Genomic DNA, 17,969 nt, shown 5'->3' with positions numbered 1-17,969 from the left:
ATGCATAAAGCGGGATCGCCTTACGCGCATCCCGCTTTATTTGTTTTAATGGGTTGGTATGATGATGAAAATGAAAGCTGTTCTACTCGATGATCTGGAAACTGATCGGCATATATAACCTTGTCTTTACTTTTTTACCTTTTACGGTACCCGGCGTCCAGTCGGGCATTTTACTGATCACATCAATCGCTTCCTGCTTCAGCGTGTATTCGGTATTGTTGTCATCTACCGCTTTTACGTTGGTTACTTTACCTTTTTCATTTACTGTAAACGCGATGCGGATATCACCTTCGGCGCCCTGATCGATGGCTTCCTGCGGATATTCGATGTTATTCTCTATATATTGTTGCAAGGCTTTTTCCCCACCGGGGTAAAGCGGCATGATATCGGTGCGTGCATACACGCCTTCCGCATCGGGCACCATCATCGAAGGCCTGTCCCTGTTCATCCGTTTTATATTGATGGACGCTTTGCCTTTGGTGCCTTTTTTTGTTGGCATGGCCGCTGTATTGTCAACCGGCCTGTCGGATACGTTATCGCCGGAGGTCATCGATTCATTGACCGGATTACCTTGTGTACTATCCATGGTGGTGGCGTCACCAGCAGGTGGTTCGCTTTTGATAGAACCATTGTCGTAACTACTGTTATTACTTTGGCAACCGGTCAATATACTTCCGGCCAGGATCATCACCGCAGCCAGTAATGCCCGGAAATCATTCTTTGCGTAATTCATAATTTCTCGTTTTAGTGAACAATCGATCTGCACTTCTATGAACCCAAATACGATGCCACCACGCCGCTCAACAGCGTGCCGTTCAACAGTATGCGGAAAGGCTGTGTAGTTTTTTTCTCATAACGTGACTTTAATGGCTATTTAACATTTGTTATATTAAATTTGATGCTGCACCACTTATGGATATCGCCACCTTCTATCCCGGACACAAAACGCTGAAAGCGCATATCGACTATTATTATTTCCTGAAAGCCGATTCGCCCGATTTCCAAACTACTTATTACGCATTTCCCAATATCGCCGTACCGCTCAGCATTCACCGCAGCGCCACCTGCGAGATCACTGACGCCTGCACGCAGGTGCAAGCCCTTAAACAAGGTCAATCCATTGCCCTGGTGCAACGTACCTTTCAACAACCCCTGTTGGTGAAGTTGCAGGGGCCCATCGACAAAGTGACCATTTGCTTCAAGCCTTCGGGCTTCAGTTATTTCATCCCTCAGCCATTCAGTATAATAGCTCCGGACGATTCACAATTGTTTACTGCCTGGGAAGGCATACCCGGTTACCAGGCGTTTCTCGATCGCTTCTTTGGTACCGACGACAATCATGAAAGAGTGGAGCATCTGGAGTCCTGGCTGCTGGCTCAATACCGGCACGACCCGGCCTATGAAATGATGGGGCAGGCGATCGCCTGGCTATCGGACTTTGACAACCCCTGCACCATCGATGAAGTGGCTGAGCGCCTGGCCCTCACGATACGTTCTTTTAACCGGCTTTTTTTGAAGCACATGAATATTAGCCCGGTAGCCTGGAAAAAGATCGCCCGCTTCCGGCATTCGCTCAAGAACAAACTCTTCAATGCCCAGTTCAGGAAACTTACCGAGATCGGCTATGGCAGTAATTTCTACGATCAATCTTATTTCATCAAGGTCTACAACAAACTCACCGGCTCGAACCCGGGCGCTTTCTTTAAAAGCGTGGAAAAGCTGGCCGACGATCATCTCATCTTTCGCTTCGTAAAGGAGTAACAGCACTTGCGTGTGCGGGGTTATTGCTGGAGAGACAAGGACTCCCCAGGGTCGCGGATATAGGAGGTAGCGGTTGCGTTCTGGGGATTGTCGTCGCTAATGACAAGGGATTTGCTGTTCTGGGCGGGCGCCCGCCTGTCCGAAAAATACAATTCTGCCAATGGGCGGTGCGGTTTCTTTGTACCCGCGACCAAGCATGGAAGAACCAACATCCTTCCGTAAGCACCCGTAAAAAATAATCCATGATACGTTTAATCGTCTTACTGATCCTGATGCTGATGGCCAATCTGGCGCCCACCTTTGCCCAGACCAGCAAACTTTCCTTCAACAAAGTACTGGCCGACTCACTCCATAACATGGTGAAGACCGACCAGATTGCCGCCAATTTCCGCCAGGGCAGATTCCTGGAATTGCCGCCCGAAGCCTGGCAACAATTCAAAGACAGTGTGTTTGGCACGCACCAACAGATCCTCGACAAGATGTTTCAGCAATATGGCTATCCCGGCTACGACCTGGTGGGTAAGGACGGCGAGCATGACTTCTGGCTGATGGTACAACACTGCGATAAGAAACCCGATTTCCAGGACAAAATTCTCACTGCCATGCAGCTAGAGGTAAAACGCAACAATGCCGACCCCAAAAACTATGCTTACCTCATTGACCGGGTGCGGCTCAACACCGGCCGTAAGCAGGTGTATGGTACGCAGGTGATGTACAGAAGGGATATCTGCCAGGCGATCCCCAAACCGCTGGAAGACAGTGCCACGGTGAATGTGCGACGCAAATCGGTGGGACTGGAGTACGTTGAAGCATACCTGAATACGATGACCACTGCCCACTTTGAAATGAACAAGGCCAATATGGAAGAGAGGGGCATCAAAGGACCAACTTTACATGTATTGCCGAAAGATTAATGGAACAAAGACAGGGAAGAAGGTGATCCTGTTTATACGACATATAAGAACAAGCAGACCTTCCCTATAGCGATCCGACCCTGTAAGCAGTGCGCCCCCGGGGGTAGCACTTACTAAAAACCCCGGCTGATGGCTGCCGGGGTTTCTTTATTCCTGAATGCGTTTTCTCTTACATGCCGCCAACTGCCTGCTGCGCATTTGCCAGCAACTGCTTCAACTCGTCGGCATTTGCGATCACTACATTGCCGTAATCCAATACAGCGGGGTTCTTATAAGTAACTCCATCGGGCACATTGATGCGCGCCGATGTATGGTATTCGGCCGCTCCGGTTTCTTTGATGAGTTGTTCAATATTAGTAGAGCGTACGCCGGCACCGGGCATGATGATGATGCGGCCATTGGCCTGCTGCACCAGCTTCGCGAGCATAGCTGTTCCTTCCGGTGCGCCGCTGGCTTGTCCGCTGGTGAGTATCCTTTCGCAACCGCAATCGATGATCTCTTCGAGCGACTTGAAAGGATCGGGGGTGCGGTCGAACACGCGGTGACAGGTGACGCCCATGGGATAGGCCCATTCCACGATACGCTTGAGGCGTTCGATATCGATCTCTCCACTTTGCAAATGCACGCCGGTCGATACGCCATCGCAGCCCAGCTCCTTACAAAGCAGGATATCTCTTTTGATGATCTCAAACTCATCTTCATCGTACCAGAAATTGCCGGCGCGCGGCCGCACGATGGGATACAATTCGATGCCGATCCTTTCGCGGGTGCGGCGAATGGTGCCTGCTGATGGTGTGGTTCCACCTTCTACCGGGTTATCGCAGAGCTCTACGCGTGCCGCGCCTACCTGCTCGGCCACGATGCAGGATTGTATATTGAATGCACATACTTCCAGTACTATTTTCTCTGCCATATCTTAATAAATGCTTTTTGCCTTATAGATCTTTTCTTCCTTACCGCTTTTTACGGCATAGGTAAAACCGGGCTGCAGCGCATAAGCGCCAAACTCACCTTTCTTATTGATGGCGAGAAAACCCACCTGTACTTTCTTTGCTTTTTCGGGACTGCGGCTGATGATACGCTCCACCGCTTTTCTGCAAGCAGCTTCGGGTTTGTTGCCCTGGCGCATCAATTCCACCACAAGGTGCGAACCTACGATGCGCACCACTTCTTCACCAACGCCGGTAGAGGTAGCAGCGCCAATTTCATTGTCTACGTACAGACCTGCGCCGATGATGGGCGAATCCCCCACCCTGCCGCGCATCTTGAAGGCCATGCCACTCGTGGTGCAGGCGCCGCTAAGTTGTCCTTTGGCATCCATGGCCACCATACCAATGGTATCGTGGTTGTTGATACCGCCGGGCATGGGATCGTTCTCTTTATTGTACAACTTGTTTTCGATATTCATGACCGGCTCGTATTTGGAGGTCTTGAGCCATTCTTTCCAGGCCTTTTCGGAGGAAGGGGTCAACAGGTTTTCTTTCTTAAACCCATTGGCGAGGGCAAACTGTAATGCGCCATCTCCCACCAGTTGTACGTGCGGAGTTTTCTCCATGACCAAACGCGCTACAGAAATGGCATGGATGATATGCTCGAGGCACATGACGGCGCCGCAATTGTAGTTTTCATCCATGATGCAGGCGTCGAGGGTTACGCGGCCATCTCTGTCGGGCAAGCCACCGTAGCCTACGCTCTGGTTGCTTTCGTCGGCTTCGGGCACTTTTACGCCGGCTTCCACGGCATCGAGGGCGCGGCCACCGGCAGCCAGTATTTTCCAGGCCTCTGCATTGGCGGCTCTGCCAAAATCCCAGGTGGATATTACAATAGGATTGTCTTTCGTAACAGAGAACGGTGCGGGCTCCATCGCCGGCAGCGATTGGCCTGCCAGGACGGCGGCAGACCCCATGACCGATGAACGTATGAATTTTCTTCTCGTAGACATAGCAAATGGCAGATTTATCTCTTGTATAATGTAACCAGTTGGTTGGTATACGGTGCAATATCAGGAAATCGGGCGATATCACCCACCCTTTGATCACACCTTGCTGGCCGATTGCATGAACTTTTTCAGGTTGGCTTTTGCTCCTTTACGCACCTTGTTGATCACGAAGCCGCTCCACCCCAACAGGAGGCCCTTGAAACCCAGTGCCTGGCGGCTCCATTTCCACAGGTCAAAATCATCCATGTGTTCTATGATGCGGCCTTCATGGAATTTGAAATGTGCTTTGATGTGGTTGGTGACGGTGCGGCCGGTGGCGGAAAAGGTATAGGTGGCGATCCACTCGCAGCTGCCATATTCATTGCCTGCTTCCACGTTCTTGAATTGAAGCGAGAAATCTTTGGCGTTCCTGCAGAGCATCGTCCACATGGCCCTTACGGCTGCTGCATTCAGGTTCTCGAATACAGGATCGTAAAACGTGACCTCCTCATGGTAACACGATAACATGCCGGGCGCATCCAGCTTGCCAAATGCGGTATAGAACTTTTCGATGAGTTGTTGGTGTGGGTGCATAAGCGGTTGTTACGGTTGTGCAACTTTTGTTACATTCGACCTTTAAAATTAAAGGTTACCATGAGAAAACTATTCCTTTTCCTATCCAATTGCTTCATTATTTTTTGGAGTCAGGCTCAATTGAGCCCTCAAACCGCCCAGGACTCGGCCTGGGTGCGGGATAACTACACCAAGCAGGAATTCTATATCCCGATGCGCGATGGCGTAAAATTGTTCACCTCGGTATATGTTCCCAAGGACGCTACGGAGAAACACCCCATCCTGATGACGCGCACGCCTTACTCCTGTGCGCCGTATGGAGCGGGCAATTATGCACCGCGTTTGTGGATCAGCCATTTCCGGCATTATGCCCGTGAACGATACATCTTCGTAACACAGGATGTGCGCGGGCGCTGGATGAGCGAAGGCGAATTCGTGGATGTGCGTCCCTTCAATCCCAATAAGCAAGGTAAGGATATCGATGAAGCGAGCGACACCTATGATGCCATCGACTGGCTGGTCAAAAACCTGCCTGGCAACAATGGTCATGTAGGTGTGATGGGTATCTCCTATCCCGGCTTTTACTCGACCATGGCGGCGCTGAGTGCACACCCGGCTTTGAAGGCGGTGAGTCCGCAGGCGCCGGTAACCGACTGGTTCATGGGCGACGATTTCCACCACAACGGAGCACTCTTTCTCATGGACGGCTTCTCTTTCTATGCAGGCGGCTTTGGTTATCCAAGACCCAAACCCACTACGGTAGGTCCACAAACGGCCCTCACGTTGCCGCGTAATGATAACTATGAAACTTATCTGCGCGTAGGTGCGCTGAAGAACTTCATGAAGCTGACCGGCGACAGTTTGCAGTTCTGGAAAGACCTGTATGCTCACCCCAACCTCGACGACTGGTGGAAGGCGCGCAATCCCCGCAACTTTGTGGGCGATATCAAACCGGCCATGCTGACGGTTGGTGGCTTGTTCGACGCGGAAGATTGTTTCGGCGCCTGGCGCTTATATGAGGCTATCGAGAAAAAGAATCCGTCTACGGCTTTCAATAAATTGGTGATGGGCCCCTGGTTTCATGGCCAATGGTCTTCGCTGGATGGCACAAAGCTGGGCAATGTTCGCTTTGGCGACAACACTTCCCATTGGTACCAGAACAATATCGAGCTGCCATTCTTCAACTATTTCCTGAAGGGCAAGGGAGACATTTCCAAACTTGCAGAGGCGACGGTTTTCTTCAGCGGCGCCAATGAGTGGAAACAATTGCCGCAATGGCCTCCTGCGGGCAAAACCGACAAGGCGCTTTACCTGCAGCCCGATGGCAGGCTGGGTTGGGATAAGCCGGCCGGCAAGAACAGCTTCAGTGAATACATCAGCGATCCGGCTAAGCCTGTTCCTTATACGGAGGATGTACACTTCGGCCGCACCCGCGAGTACATGACCGACGACCAGCGCTTTGCGGCACGCAGAACGGATGTACTCACCTTCCAGACAGATGTACTGGCCGAAGACCTTACCCTCGGTGGTACGCTCGTTGCCGACCTGCTCACCAGCATTTCCGGCACCGATGCCGATTTTGTGGTGAAGCTGATCGATGTATTTCCCGATAATTTCACCTATCCCGGCGCTGCGCAGGCCGTAGGCCGCAATGGCGGTGGTGATTACCCTATGGGCGGTTACCAGATGCTGGTTCGTGGCGAGGTGATGCGCGGCCGTTTCCGCAATAGTTTTGAGAAGCCCGAAGCTTTCAAGCCCAATAAAGTAGAGCGTGTTAAATACGAACTTCCCGATGTGGCGCACACCTTTCAAAAGGGCCACCGGGTGATGATCCAGATCCAGAGCAGCTGGTTTCCGCTGGTGGACCGCAACCCGCAGCAGTTCGTGAATATCTACGAGGCGAACGACAGCGATTTCAAAAAGGCCACCATCCGGATCTTCCACGATGGCGCCAACAGCAGCAGTATATTATTGCCGGTGCTGGGTAAATAGTTATTGATTTTCAACGGCTCCGGCAGCATGCTGCCGGAGCCGTTTTCGTTACTACTCAAGCAACCGATTGCGCAAGAATATTGATTTTCACGATAATATTCCCGGTCGGGAATGGTTACATTTGAACACCTAACAACACTCTTTACAAATTGAAACGCTATGCGAAAGCTACTAACTCTTGCCTTGCTTTGCAGCAGTCCTACGCTGTTTAGTCAGGTAAACATCATTCCGCAGCCTGTGGAACTCATTCAGCCCAAGATCGCCGGCTCTTTCGTGATCACGAAGAGCACGCCGATCGTACTGGATGGATCCGGGCTCGAGAACTCTGCTAATTTCCTGAATGACTACCTGCAACAGGTATATGGTTTTACCCTCAAGGTGACCAACAAGAGCACCCCGGGCGGCATCCACCTCAATTACGAGAAGATGGAATATCCGATTCCCGGCGCCTATGTGATGCAGGTGAAGAAAGGCCAGGTATATATTGCCGGCGACAATGAGAACGGCACTTTCTACGGCGTGCAAACGCTGCTGCAGTTGCTGCCAGTGGAGAAATCCGCTTCGCTGAAGATCCCCTATGTCAACATCAAGGACTATCCACGTTTTCAATACCGTGGCCTAATGCTGGATGTGGGCCGTCATTTCTTCCCCATCAGCTTTGTCAAGAAGTATATCGATTATATCGCGCTGCACAAGATGAATTATTTCCACTGGCACCTGACGGAAGACCAGGGCTGGCGCATCGAGATCAAGAAGTATCCCAAGCTGACCGAAGTGGGTGGCTGGCGCAATGGCACCATTATTGGCCGCTATCCCGGTACGGGCAACGACAATATCCGCTACGGAGGGTTCTATACACAGGAAGAAGTAAAGGAGATCGTTGCTTACGCCGCTAAACGCTACGTAACCGTGATCCCCGAAATTGAAATGCCGGGTCACGCTTCTGCAGCGCTTACGGCCTACCCGCACCTGGGTTGCACCGGCGGTCCTTACAAGGTTCAGGGCACCTGGGGTGTTTTCAATGAAGTATTCTGCGCGGGCAATGATACGGTGTTCAATTTCCTGCAGGACGTGCTGGATGAAGTGATCCCCTTATTCCCGGCAAAATATGTACACGTCGGCGCGGATGAGTGCCCCAAGGAGAGCTGGAAGAAATGTCCCAAGTGTCAGCAGCGCATCAAGGACCTGGGACTGAAAGACGAACATGAGCTGCAAAGCTATTTCATACAACGGATGGAGAAGTACATCAACGGCAAGGGCAAAACCCTGATCGGCTGGGATGAGATCCTGGAAGGCGGTCTGGCTCCCAATGCGGTGGTGATGAGCTGGCGCGGTGAGAAAGGTGGTATCGAAGCTGCCAAGCAAAAGCACCAGGTGATCATGACGCCAACTACCTATGTGTACCTCGACTATTCTCAAACCAAGAATGAAGATTCTGTAACCATTGGCGGCTTTATTCCTTTGCAGAAGGTGTATGGTTATGAGCCGATCCCCAAAGAACTTACCGAAGAAGAAGGTAAGTATGTATTGGGAGCGCAAGGCAATGTGTGGACAGAATACATGAAGTATCCCAGCAAAGTGGAGTACATGGTATTCCCCCGTGCTACTGCGTTGAGTGAAGTATTGTGGAGCCCGAAAGAAAAGCGCAACTGGAACGATTTCGAGAAGCGTTTGCAAACGCAGTTCAAGCGTTATACACTTTGGGGGTCCAGTTCGAGCTCAGCTTTCTTTCAGCCCAGTGCATCGATCTTACCAACGCCTGACAACAACGGTGTCATCTGGCAGATCAATAACAGGGCGGCTGAAAAAGGATCTCTTTTCGAATATGCATCAACAAAGATGATCAAGGTGCTTCCCCATGACACCTTGAAGAAAGTAACTATCTATCTGCCCGACTTTAAAAAAGACCCTGATGGTTCAAAAGGAATGTTGAGGGATTCAACCGTGTACCGGAAAACGAATGAATTACAGTACGATAACACCAACAAAGTTAAAGTGACTTCCACTTCACATTGGAAAGCTGTACCGCTTTATCATCATGGTGAAGGGGTGGCCCTCGAGCAGAAGTTCACTTTCAACAAAGCTACCGGCAAGAAAGTAACTATCGCAACGCCTACAGCAGAGAATCGTGCTGGCAATGGTGGAACGTTCAGCCTGGTAAACGGTGCAAAATCGGCCATTGGCATCAACTCGGATGAGTGGCTGGGCTGGCAGGGGCCAGATATGGAAGCGGTGATCGACCTGGGTAAGGCGCAACCGGTTTCTTCGGTGAACCTGCATATCCTCGATCAGCAGCCGAGCTGGGTGTATCCTCCGCAATATGTGGAAGTACTGGTTTCGAAAGATGGTAAAACTTTCGAAGCGGCCGGCAAAGCCAGCGAGGTAGTAAAAGAAGCAAGCAACATGGCTTCTATTACTGTTCCTGTTGCTGCCAAAGATGCCCGCTTTGTAAAAGTGGTGGCAAAGAGCCATGGTGTTATTGCCGATGGCAAACCCGGTTCGGGCAGCAAGGCCTGGTTGTTTGTGGATGAGATTTCAGTCAATTAATTTCTTTCCCATAGGAAATACAGAAGGGGCTCCGCTACGCGGAGCCCCTTTGTTTTGCTTACTGTTCGTCAACCAAACGCTATTTCTGAATCATGAGCTTCTGTGTTGATCGGTTGTCGCCTGCGGTTACTACCACATTGTAGTTGCCGTTTTGCAGGGTGTTGGTGTTGTTAAGGCGGATGATATTATCACCTTTGTCAACGCTGGTACGCTGAATGATCAGCAACCTGCCGAGGTTGTCTACGACGTGGATGGCAACAGGCAGCTTCCTGTCGGCCGTAATGTTGATCGTTACATAATCCCTCGCCGGATTGGGCGCTACCCTGATGGTGATGCCGGCGATGTTGAGGATAACATTGAGTATGCGGCTGTATTCGAAGCGGCCATCATTGTCCACCTGTTTGAGGCGGTAGTAGAGCCGGCTTGCTGCCTGCGCACCAATGTCATCGAGATAACTGTAATCAGCACTCAAGCCTTCTTTGCCTTCGATGGTAGCCACTGCTGAGAAGCGCACACCATCGGTGCTTCTTTCGAGGATGAACTCCTTGAAGTTGCTTTGACTTTCGGCCCTCCAGCTGAGGTATACCTTGCTATCGCCCTGTTTCTGTGCTTTGAAGTTGACCAGGGTGATGGGCAGTGCGGGGTTGATTGTTCTCCAGGAACGATCGAGGTCGACGGCCTGGTTCTCCTGCAAAGGTCCTCTTGCGCCGAGCGGTGCGGGCGGGTTGGCTGGCGGGTTATCGAACCCAAACATGGGCACCGCATTCATACCCTCGTTCTTCACATTGGGACCGGTATTGTCGAGGTCGAAGGCATTGTCCAGACCATCGCCATCGGTATCGATACCAGTTAGGGTATAATCGGCTACCTGGTTGAGATCGGCATCATGACCTTCGATGATATCCGATACGCCATCGTCATCCGTATCCGGGTCAATGTAATCGGGCAGCACATCCACTGCACCCAGGAAGTTGACAGGTATGAGGCCCTGGTAGTTGAAGAGGATATTGTTGTCCTTATCGTATTCGTTGTCGATTCCATCTCCATCGGTATCGGTACCGGTGGGCAGCTTGTACTGGTTCGTGAGCTGGCCTTCCACATTATCCGTAATACCATCGTTATCGGCATCGATATCGAGGTAGTTGGGATAGATATCGGTATCCGTATTCGGCAACGTGAGGGTTGGCAATGCATCTACCGTAGAGCTCCAGCCTTTGGCGTTGAGGGTGCCTGTGGCGATTGCTTCTCCAATGTTATGGGTGATGCCTGCTTCTTCCACATCGGGTATTCCATCGCCATCTGCATCGAGGTCGTACGGATTGGGCAATCCATTGGCATCGGCATTGGCCTTGGGATAACTGTTTGGTATGCCATCGCCATTGGTATCGGTTCCGGTGATGATGAGTGCGCCGGCTGTGTTTTCGGCCGTGCCGTCATTGCCTGCATCGCCGTCCACCGCATCAGAGAATCCATCTCCATCTGCATCTGCGAATCCATCGATATAGCCATCGTTGTTGGCATCGGTGCCGCCGGCTTCCCGCACATCGGGTATTCCGTCGTTGTCGCTATCGGTATCGAGTGCGTTGGGGATCAGGTCGCCATCACTGTCGAAATTACTCAGCGCCACGCCGCCGTTGTTGGCGTCGTAGGCGGTGGCCAGTCCGTCGCCGTCGGCATCCGCAAAGGCGCCGTCTACCCTGCCATCGCCATTGGTATCTACACCACCGGCTTCTACCAGGTCGGCTATGCCGTCGTTGTCGCTATCAAGATCGAAGGCGTTGATCACTCCATCGAGGTCGGTATCGTACCGGTCGTCGATGCCATCGCCATTGGTGTCTACGTATCCTCCGTTACTACTGTCGAGGTAATTCGGGATGCCATCGCTATCAGCATCCGCCATCGGATTGAGGCCCACAGGGCTTTCATCCGTATCGGGCACACCGTCGTTGTCATCGTCGACGTCAACGAGATCGGTTACGCCATCATTATCTCTGTCTACCGCCTGGCGCCAATCGCGGTTGCCACCTGGGTTGTTGACATCGGGATAGCTGGTGGGTGTGGTTCCGTTGGTCGGGTTCACCGCGGCGGTGTTGTTGTCGTATCCATCAAGCAGTCCGTCGCCATCGGCATCGGTGGCGCCGCCTGTCTTTTCTGCACCATCGATCGTTCCGTTGCCATTGGTATCCCAGCCTTCAAGCGCATCCGACTTGCCGTCGTTGTCTGCATCCAGGTCTCTATAGTCTGCCAGGTCGATGCCGTCGGTATTGGTGGGCGTTATGCCATTGTTGGCGGTGCCGCCAAAGGCGCCGGGCGCATTGTCGTAGGCATTATCGATGCCATCGCCATCGGTATCGGCGCCGGCAGGCGCTATATACGGCGATGTCGGCTGACCTTCGATATTATCCACGATACCATCGTTGTCTGCATCGATATCGGCGAAATCGGGATTGCCGGTGCTGTCGGTATCGATGAGGCTGAGTGATGGCAAGGCATCCACCGAATCGCTCCAGCCATCGGCTCCCAGTGTGCCGTCTACTATACCGTTGTTGTCGGTATCGGGCAGACCGGCTTCGCGTACATCGAGTATTCCATCGCCATCGGTGTCAAGATCATACGGATTGGCTTTGCCGTCGCCTTCATAATCGCCGCTTGTATAACTATCGGCCTTTCCATCGCCATTGGTGTCGACGCTGGTGACGATGAGCGGCTGGGCTGCTCCTTCATTGGTGCCGTCGTTGTTATCGTCCGGATCGTAGGCATCGGCATAACCGTCGCCATCCGCATCGGTAAATCCATCTACTTTACCGTCGTTGTTGGCATCTGCACCACCTGCTTCCACGATATCGGGCAGGCCGTCATTGTCGCTATCGAGGTCGAGGCTATTGGGTATGGTATCGCCATCCGTATCAAGGTTGGCCAGGGTAGTTCCGCCATTGGCTGGATCGTAAGGATTCATCAATCCATTGCCATTGGTATCGGTGGTCACATCTACCCTTCCGTTTCCATCGGTATCGATTCCGCCTGCTTCGATGATATCGGGTATGCCATCGTTGTCGCTGTCGAGGTCGCGGCTGTTGATGACGCCATCGAGGTCAGCATCGTACTGATCATCTACGCCATCGCCGTTGGAATCGTTGAATCCGCCTTGAGATGGGTCGAGGTAGTTGAGTATGCCATCCGAATCCTGGTCGGCCAGCGGATCGAGTCCGGTGGCACTTTCTGCGGTATCGGGCACGCCATCGTTATCATCGTCTATGTCTACATTATCAGGTATAGCGTCGTTATCGGAATTCTGCGCCTGGCGCCAATCGCGGTCGCCACCCGGGTTGTTTACGTCGGGATAGCTGGTGGGCGCGGTACCGTTGGTAGGATTTACGGCTGCGGTGTTGGCGTCGTAACCATCGAGCAGGCCATCGTTGTCGATATCGGCTGCGCCTCCTGTTTTCTCAGCGCCATTGATCACGCCGTTACCGTTGGTATCCCAACCCTCGATCGCATCGGTTTTGTTATCGTTGTCGGAATCGAGATCGGTATAGTCGGGATTGTCTGCACCGTCGGTATTGGTAGGTGTAAGACCATTGCTGGAATTACCGCCAAAGGCTGCCGGCAGGTTATCGTAGGCGTTGCTGATACCATCGCCATCGGTATCGCCCGCAACGGGTGCGATATATGGAGTGGTGGTTTGTGCTTCGATATTATCAACGATACCATCGTTGTCCGAATCGATATCGAGGTAGTTGGGGTTGGTAAGGCCGTCGGTATTGGTCAATGCGAGTGATATCAGTGCATCGACGGTATCGCTCCAGCCGTCGGCGCCGGTGGTACCATCTACAATCCCGTTGTTATCTGCATCGGGCAGTCCGGCTTCGCGCACATCGAGTATACCATCGCCATCGGCGTCGAGATCGTATGGATTGGCTTTTCCGTCGGCATCAAAATCGCCGCGTGTGTAGCTATCGGCGAGTCCGTCGGCATTGGCATCGGCCCCGGTGATGATGAGCGATTGCTCGGGATTTTCGTTAGTGCCATTGTTGTCGTCGTCAGGATCGTAGGCATTGGCCCAGCCGTCGCCATCGCTGTCGACGAATGTATCGACTACTCCATCGTTATTGGCATCGATGCCGCCGGCTTCTACGATATCTGGTATGCCATCATTGTCGCTATCCAGGTCGCGTGCATTGGGTACCAGGTCTCCGTCGGGATTCTTTGGCGCCAGTATTACTCCACCCTGAGATGCATCGTAGGTGTCGATCAAACCATCGGCATCCACATCGGCTGTTCCATCTACACGGCCATTGCCGTTGGTATCCACTCCACCATTTTCGATGAGGTCGGGTATGCCATCATTGTCGCTGTCGAGGTCGAATGAATTGACGATGCCATCGAGATCGGCATCGTAGTTGTCGTTAACGCCGTCGCTGTTGGCATCTACAAAGGCAGGTACGGTGCCGCCCGGTGTCAGATCGAGCAGGTTGGGTGTTCCATCGGCATCGGCATCGGCAAATGGATCGGTGCCTCCGCCTTCCACGATATCGGTTACTCCGTCGTTGTCGTCATCTACGTCGGTTGTATATGGTATCGCATCGCCATCGCCGCTACAGGTGGGCATGGCGAGTACAAATATGGAGGAACTGATCTCGTAGGCCCAGAACCAGGTATTGAGGGTGCGCACGTTACCAAAGTCGTCGCAGGTAATAGCGGTGCTGGCGCCACCGGCTGCCGGCGCAGGCACGGCATTGCCCGATCCCGGACCGTTCCAGGCACGGGCTGGCGGCACGAGCCCTACGTCGGCATTGGTAATACCGGTTCCTGTATTGTTGTTGTTGGCATCGCCTGTTGCGTCTACGCAAGTGGAAGGCGATGTGTTGGCTAAGAGGGCATCGTCGAAGTAGAGCCGGGGAACAGTAGCCAGCGGCGCTACGCCGGATACGTTGAAACCCTGAGGGTTCAACTCGGCATCATACAAGGGAATATTCACACGCCCTCTTCGCGAGGAGAGCGTCATATTGATGGTAACATTCCCGGCAACTGCAGCGCCGAGACCGTTCAACCCATCCCATACGCCCACATTGTAGCCAACTGGCCTGTCTATAAAGTACAGATAGCGGTCGGCCGTACCTGCCTGGTAGCCTGCTGTACCGTTGAGGTCGAGCAGTATTACTACATCGCCGGGCTTATCGATGCGGAAGGGTATGTATATATTGGGGGCACACCCATATATCTTACCGGCAAACTGCGGGGCAGTAGCCGGTGTGGAAGTAGGAAAGATGGTTGCATCGGGCTGTGCCAGGAACACCGGATAGCCATTGGGCAGCGAAGGGGCGCTGGCGCCTGTATTCTGCGAACGGCGGTCGAGCAGCCAGTTGGTACCATTTACGGCCCCATAATGGTTCATATAAAGCGTAAATCCAAAGGGACGAAAATCGAGGAAGTCGAGTTTTACGACGGTACTATCATTGGTATAACCATAGAAATCGCCTTCGAATGCGTTGTTGATAGACCCCTGGTTGCCGGTTGGATTGTAGGTGATAAAGCTCCAGCCACGGGAATAGATGCGGCCCAGGCGCCTTACACCGGCGGGGGTAGCTACGGTGAAATCGAACAAGGTAAGCAGGGTTTGCTGCGTGTTGGCCGTAGCGCCGGCATCCGTACTATAATAGATCTCGATATAGTAGGTATCGTTTACCGCAGGGTCGAATGTAATCGGTGCGTACCCGGTGGGTACTGTACCGGCGATATTAGGCCCCGCCACTGCCTGCGCATAGGTACTGATCTGTGCGCCGGTGGCGATCGGTGTGGGGGCTACCACCTGCACATTGGACGAATTGAGGATGCGGTAATACACCTGCACCTGGTTGGCGGTAGGTGTAGTGCGATCGTAGGCCTTCACGTTAAAATAGAAATTCTCACCAGCGTTGTCGTTGATCACGAACTGGATCCTGTTCTGCGCAGGTGCGCCGCGGTAAGGTCCTGATAAAGTTGCCGGCGCCAGCAGGATGGCCGCGCCGTTGGCCGGATTGGGCATCACCTGTGGCGTACCGGTGGCCATAACAGGCATTTTGGCTAACCCTGTCAGCAAGACCAGCAAAAGAAGGCAGATCGCTCGCTTCTTCACAGGTCTTCGTGTCAATAGCAATGGTTTCAGAAGTAAAGCACTGAGCATAATAGAAGAATTGATTAACAAATGGTGTTAATGAAAAAGGTGATAACCCAAAAAGACACGGTTGGACTAATTAGCGATAGCTATGATCTCAATTCAATAGTGGGAGAAATTCTACTCAGGCGTAAAACTAAAAAAACCGGCACAGCATATGGGATGCCAGTTGAAAGCTAAAGATAGGGCAGCAAAGTTTAATTCACTGTACTTTAGTTAACCGTTATACGGATAAATTATCCGTATAAGGAATACACTGATAACAAAACCAAAAAGGCTACCCATCTATGATAGGAAGCCTTTCTATAAAATAACCAATTATGATCTTGATACACTCTAATCAGGTCAATCAAAAAAATGCCCCACCTGAACAGGTGGGGCCTATTTGTACCTCGATATCGACTACGTATAACACTTAAAATACTCGGATAAGGAAATATTATCCCAGCGTTTATACATTTATGCTTGCCACGCGGGAATTGTTATTTTAAAAGGATCAGGGCTTATCCCACCAGAGGCGGGTATTGATATTGTCTGTTCCGCCCAGTTTTTGCACGGCTCCCTGGTAGCCCTTCTGGTTCGTTTCCTTTTCGCTGATCACGAAGTTGATCCGCTTGATGAACTGACCGGCAGGTACTACGCCTCCGCTGTTGTTCACCACCACCGGGAACAGCTTCGGGTATCCAGTACGGCGAAACTCGCTCCAGGCTTCCATCGACTCGGGGAAGAGGGCAATCCATTTCTGCGTAATGATCTGCTCCAGTTTTTCTTCATTGCTGCCGCCATCGTTCCATTTTGGTGTTACCGTACTCAGCAAGGGCGATCCGGCTGCGATGCTGTTGGTTGCATTGAACGGATCGGTATAGGCAGCTGCTGTCCCAGTACTATTCTTATAAGCATCAAACTGCCCCTCCACGCCCCATTGGCCCAGCGAACGTTGTATTCCTTTCTCGTATGCCGCCTGTACTGTTGCGGCGCCGGGCACGGCCCAGCCACGCAATTTGGCTTCCGCCTTCAGGAACCACACTTCCGACGACGTGAGCATTGGCATTTTTGTACCGAGGCTGGCCACGCTCGATAGTTTGCGGTACAGCTGATCATTGGGCAGGTCGATGCCATTACGGATGCCTTTGTACTGTCCGGCGACGGCAGGATCGGTTGCTGGTGAATAGTATTTGGCCAGGCGTGGATCGCTGTACCCCTTCAGGTAGGACTCCATGGGGGCGCCCATTTTGATATCGCCCCAGTTGTTGGAGATCACACTGATCGGATTGTTGAGCGTTTTGCTGTTGATGATAAAGTCATCTTCATTGGTCTCGATCAATCCAAACTCATTGGCCATGGCCTTCTCCCCTTCTGTTTTTGCTTTGGCGGCATCGGCCTTCACGATGCGGATGGCCAGGCGCAGACGCAGGGAGTTGATGAGTTTCATCCATTTGGTATAATCACCGCCGTACGACAGGTCGAAGTTCTTGAACTTTTTGGCCGAGTCGGCGCTCAGGGCATAGGGCTTCAGTTTGGCCTGTGCATCGTCGAGGTCTTTAAAGAAGGCATTGTAGGCTTCCTGCTGCGAGTCGTAGGTTACACTTCCATCGGAATTGATCTTGCCGAAATTGGTGTACACCACGGGGCCAAACACATCGCTGACCCGGTGCAGGGAGAGCACTTTCAATACCATGGCCCAGGCTTCAAAATTGGGATAGCCGTCTTTCTTTGCCCGGTCTACGACGGCCTGTGCTGGCGACATCACGTTGTCGTAGGCGAGGGTCCAGATATTGTTGTTCCAGCCATCCATCATGGCGTAACTGGAATTGTTGACATTGTTGGCAAAGGGTGTGGGCGTCATCATATAACCCGAAAAGATATCGGCATTGAGGTTCTGCATCAGCTGGTATTGCCACTCGGGGGCAAAGAGGTGCACGCTCAATTGCATCTGGCTAAAGGGCGCCCCATACAAGGCGAAATCTCCTTTAAGATCGTTCTCGCTCAATCCGTATGGATCGGTATTGATCGACTCGAACCGTTTGGTACATCCTGTAGCGAGCACGCAGGCCAGCGCTGCTGCAGGCACGAACCGGTGGAAGAATTTATTAGTAGGTTTCATAACATT

At 52.2% G+C, this 17,969-nt stretch carries 10 protein-coding genes; 4 read left to right on the top strand and 6 right to left on the bottom strand.

Features of this window, described 5'->3' with window-relative positions:
• Positions 1-82: 82 nt before the first annotated feature.
• The gene (locus P2H89_RS33380) at positions 83-733 is read right to left on the bottom strand and encodes an energy transducer TonB (RefSeq protein ID WP_275835522.1); all 651 of its coding nucleotides are present in this window, start codon (positions 731-733) and stop codon (positions 83-85) included.
• Between the two features lie 179 nt (positions 734-912).
• On the opposite strand from P2H89_RS33380, the gene P2H89_RS33375 reads away from it, so the two are divergent.
• Positions 913-1,761: an AraC family transcriptional regulator gene (locus P2H89_RS33375; RefSeq protein ID WP_275835520.1), complete on the top strand. Its 849-nt coding sequence runs from the start codon at positions 913-915 to the stop codon at positions 1,759-1,761.
• Positions 1,762-2,003: 242 nt separating this feature from the next.
• On the top strand, positions 2,004-2,675 hold the full coding sequence (locus P2H89_RS33370) for a DUF6624 domain-containing protein (RefSeq protein ID WP_275835518.1): 672 nt from the start codon (positions 2,004-2,006) through the stop codon (positions 2,673-2,675).
• Positions 2,676-2,844: 169 nt separating this feature from the next.
• On the opposite strand, the gene P2H89_RS33365 is transcribed toward P2H89_RS33370, so the two are convergent.
• From P2H89_RS33365 to P2H89_RS33355, 3 genes are all read right to left on the bottom strand, one after another.
• Positions 2,845-3,588: a copper homeostasis protein CutC gene (locus tag P2H89_RS33365; RefSeq protein WP_275835515.1), complete on the bottom strand. Its 744-nt coding sequence runs from the start codon at positions 3,586-3,588 to the stop codon at positions 2,845-2,847.
• A 3-nt stretch (positions 3,589-3,591) separates the two neighbouring features.
• Positions 3,592-4,617 carry a N(4)-(beta-N-acetylglucosaminyl)-L-asparaginase gene (locus P2H89_RS33360; protein WP_275835513.1) on the bottom strand — a complete coding sequence of 342 codons (1,026 nt, stop codon included), beginning with the start codon at positions 4,615-4,617 and terminating at the stop codon, positions 3,592-3,594.
• Between the two features lie 93 nt (positions 4,618-4,710).
• Entirely contained in the window at positions 4,711-5,187 is a 477-nt protein-coding gene (locus P2H89_RS33355; RefSeq protein ID WP_275835511.1) for a nuclear transport factor 2 family protein, read from the bottom strand.
• Between the two features lie 60 nt (positions 5,188-5,247).
• Here P2H89_RS33355 and P2H89_RS33350 point away from each other — a divergent pair, with 60 nt between their 5' ends.
• Both P2H89_RS33350 and P2H89_RS33345 read left to right on the top strand, forming a co-directional pair.
• The gene (locus tag P2H89_RS33350) at positions 5,248-7,158 is read left to right on the top strand and encodes a CocE/NonD family hydrolase (protein WP_275835509.1); all 1,911 of its coding nucleotides are present in this window, start codon (positions 5,248-5,250) and stop codon (positions 7,156-7,158) included.
• A 159-nt stretch (positions 7,159-7,317) separates the two neighbouring features.
• Positions 7,318-9,705, top strand: a complete 2,388-nt coding sequence (locus tag P2H89_RS33345) for a family 20 glycosylhydrolase (protein WP_275835507.1) — start codon at positions 7,318-7,320, stop codon at positions 9,703-9,705.
• A 79-nt stretch (positions 9,706-9,784) separates the two neighbouring features.
• Here P2H89_RS33345 and P2H89_RS33340 read toward each other — a convergent pair whose 3' ends face one another.
• Together P2H89_RS33340 and P2H89_RS33335 are read right to left on the bottom strand one after the other, a co-directional pair.
• Positions 9,785-15,835: a T9SS type A sorting domain-containing protein gene (locus tag P2H89_RS33340; protein WP_275835505.1), complete on the bottom strand. Its 6,051-nt coding sequence runs from the start codon at positions 15,833-15,835 to the stop codon at positions 9,785-9,787.
• 520 nt (positions 15,836-16,355) lie between these two features.
• Positions 16,356-17,963 carry a SusD/RagB family nutrient-binding outer membrane lipoprotein gene (locus tag P2H89_RS33335; RefSeq protein ID WP_275835503.1) on the bottom strand — a complete coding sequence of 536 codons (1,608 nt, stop codon included), beginning with the start codon at positions 17,961-17,963 and terminating at the stop codon, positions 16,356-16,358.
• Positions 17,964-17,969 lie beyond the last annotated feature (6 nt).

Source organism: Paraflavitalea sp. CAU 1676 (genome assembly GCF_029223285.1).
GTDB lineage: Bacteria > Bacteroidota > Bacteroidia > Chitinophagales > Chitinophagaceae > Paraflavitalea.
The sequence above is the reverse complement of the archived record's forward strand: the minus strand, read 5'-3'. Positions and strand labels throughout refer to the sequence as shown.

Coding starts and splice junctions, on each gene's coding strand:
- P2H89_RS33380 (WP_275835522.1), bottom strand. CDS start 733: ATGAATTACGCAAAGAATGATTTCCGGGCATTACTGGCTGCGGTGATG.
- P2H89_RS33375 (WP_275835520.1), top strand. CDS start 913: ATGGATATCGCCACCTTCTATCCCGGACACAAAACGCTGAAAGCGCAT.
- P2H89_RS33370 (WP_275835518.1), top strand. CDS start 2,004: ATGATACGTTTAATCGTCTTACTGATCCTGATGCTGATGGCCAATCTG.
- P2H89_RS33365 (WP_275835515.1), bottom strand. CDS start 3,588: ATGGCAGAGAAAATAGTACTGGAAGTATGTGCATTCAATATACAATCC.
- P2H89_RS33360 (WP_275835513.1), bottom strand. CDS start 4,617: ATGTCTACGAGAAGAAAATTCATACGTTCATCGGTCATGGGGTCTGCC.
- P2H89_RS33355 (WP_275835511.1), bottom strand. CDS start 5,187: ATGCACCCACACCAACAACTCATCGAAAAGTTCTATACCGCATTTGGC.
- P2H89_RS33350 (WP_275835509.1), top strand. CDS start 5,248: ATGAGAAAACTATTCCTTTTCCTATCCAATTGCTTCATTATTTTTTGG.
- P2H89_RS33345 (WP_275835507.1), top strand. CDS start 7,318: ATGCGAAAGCTACTAACTCTTGCCTTGCTTTGCAGCAGTCCTACGCTG.
- P2H89_RS33335 (WP_275835503.1), bottom strand. CDS start 17,963: ATGAAACCTACTAATAAATTCTTCCACCGGTTCGTGCCTGCAGCAGCG.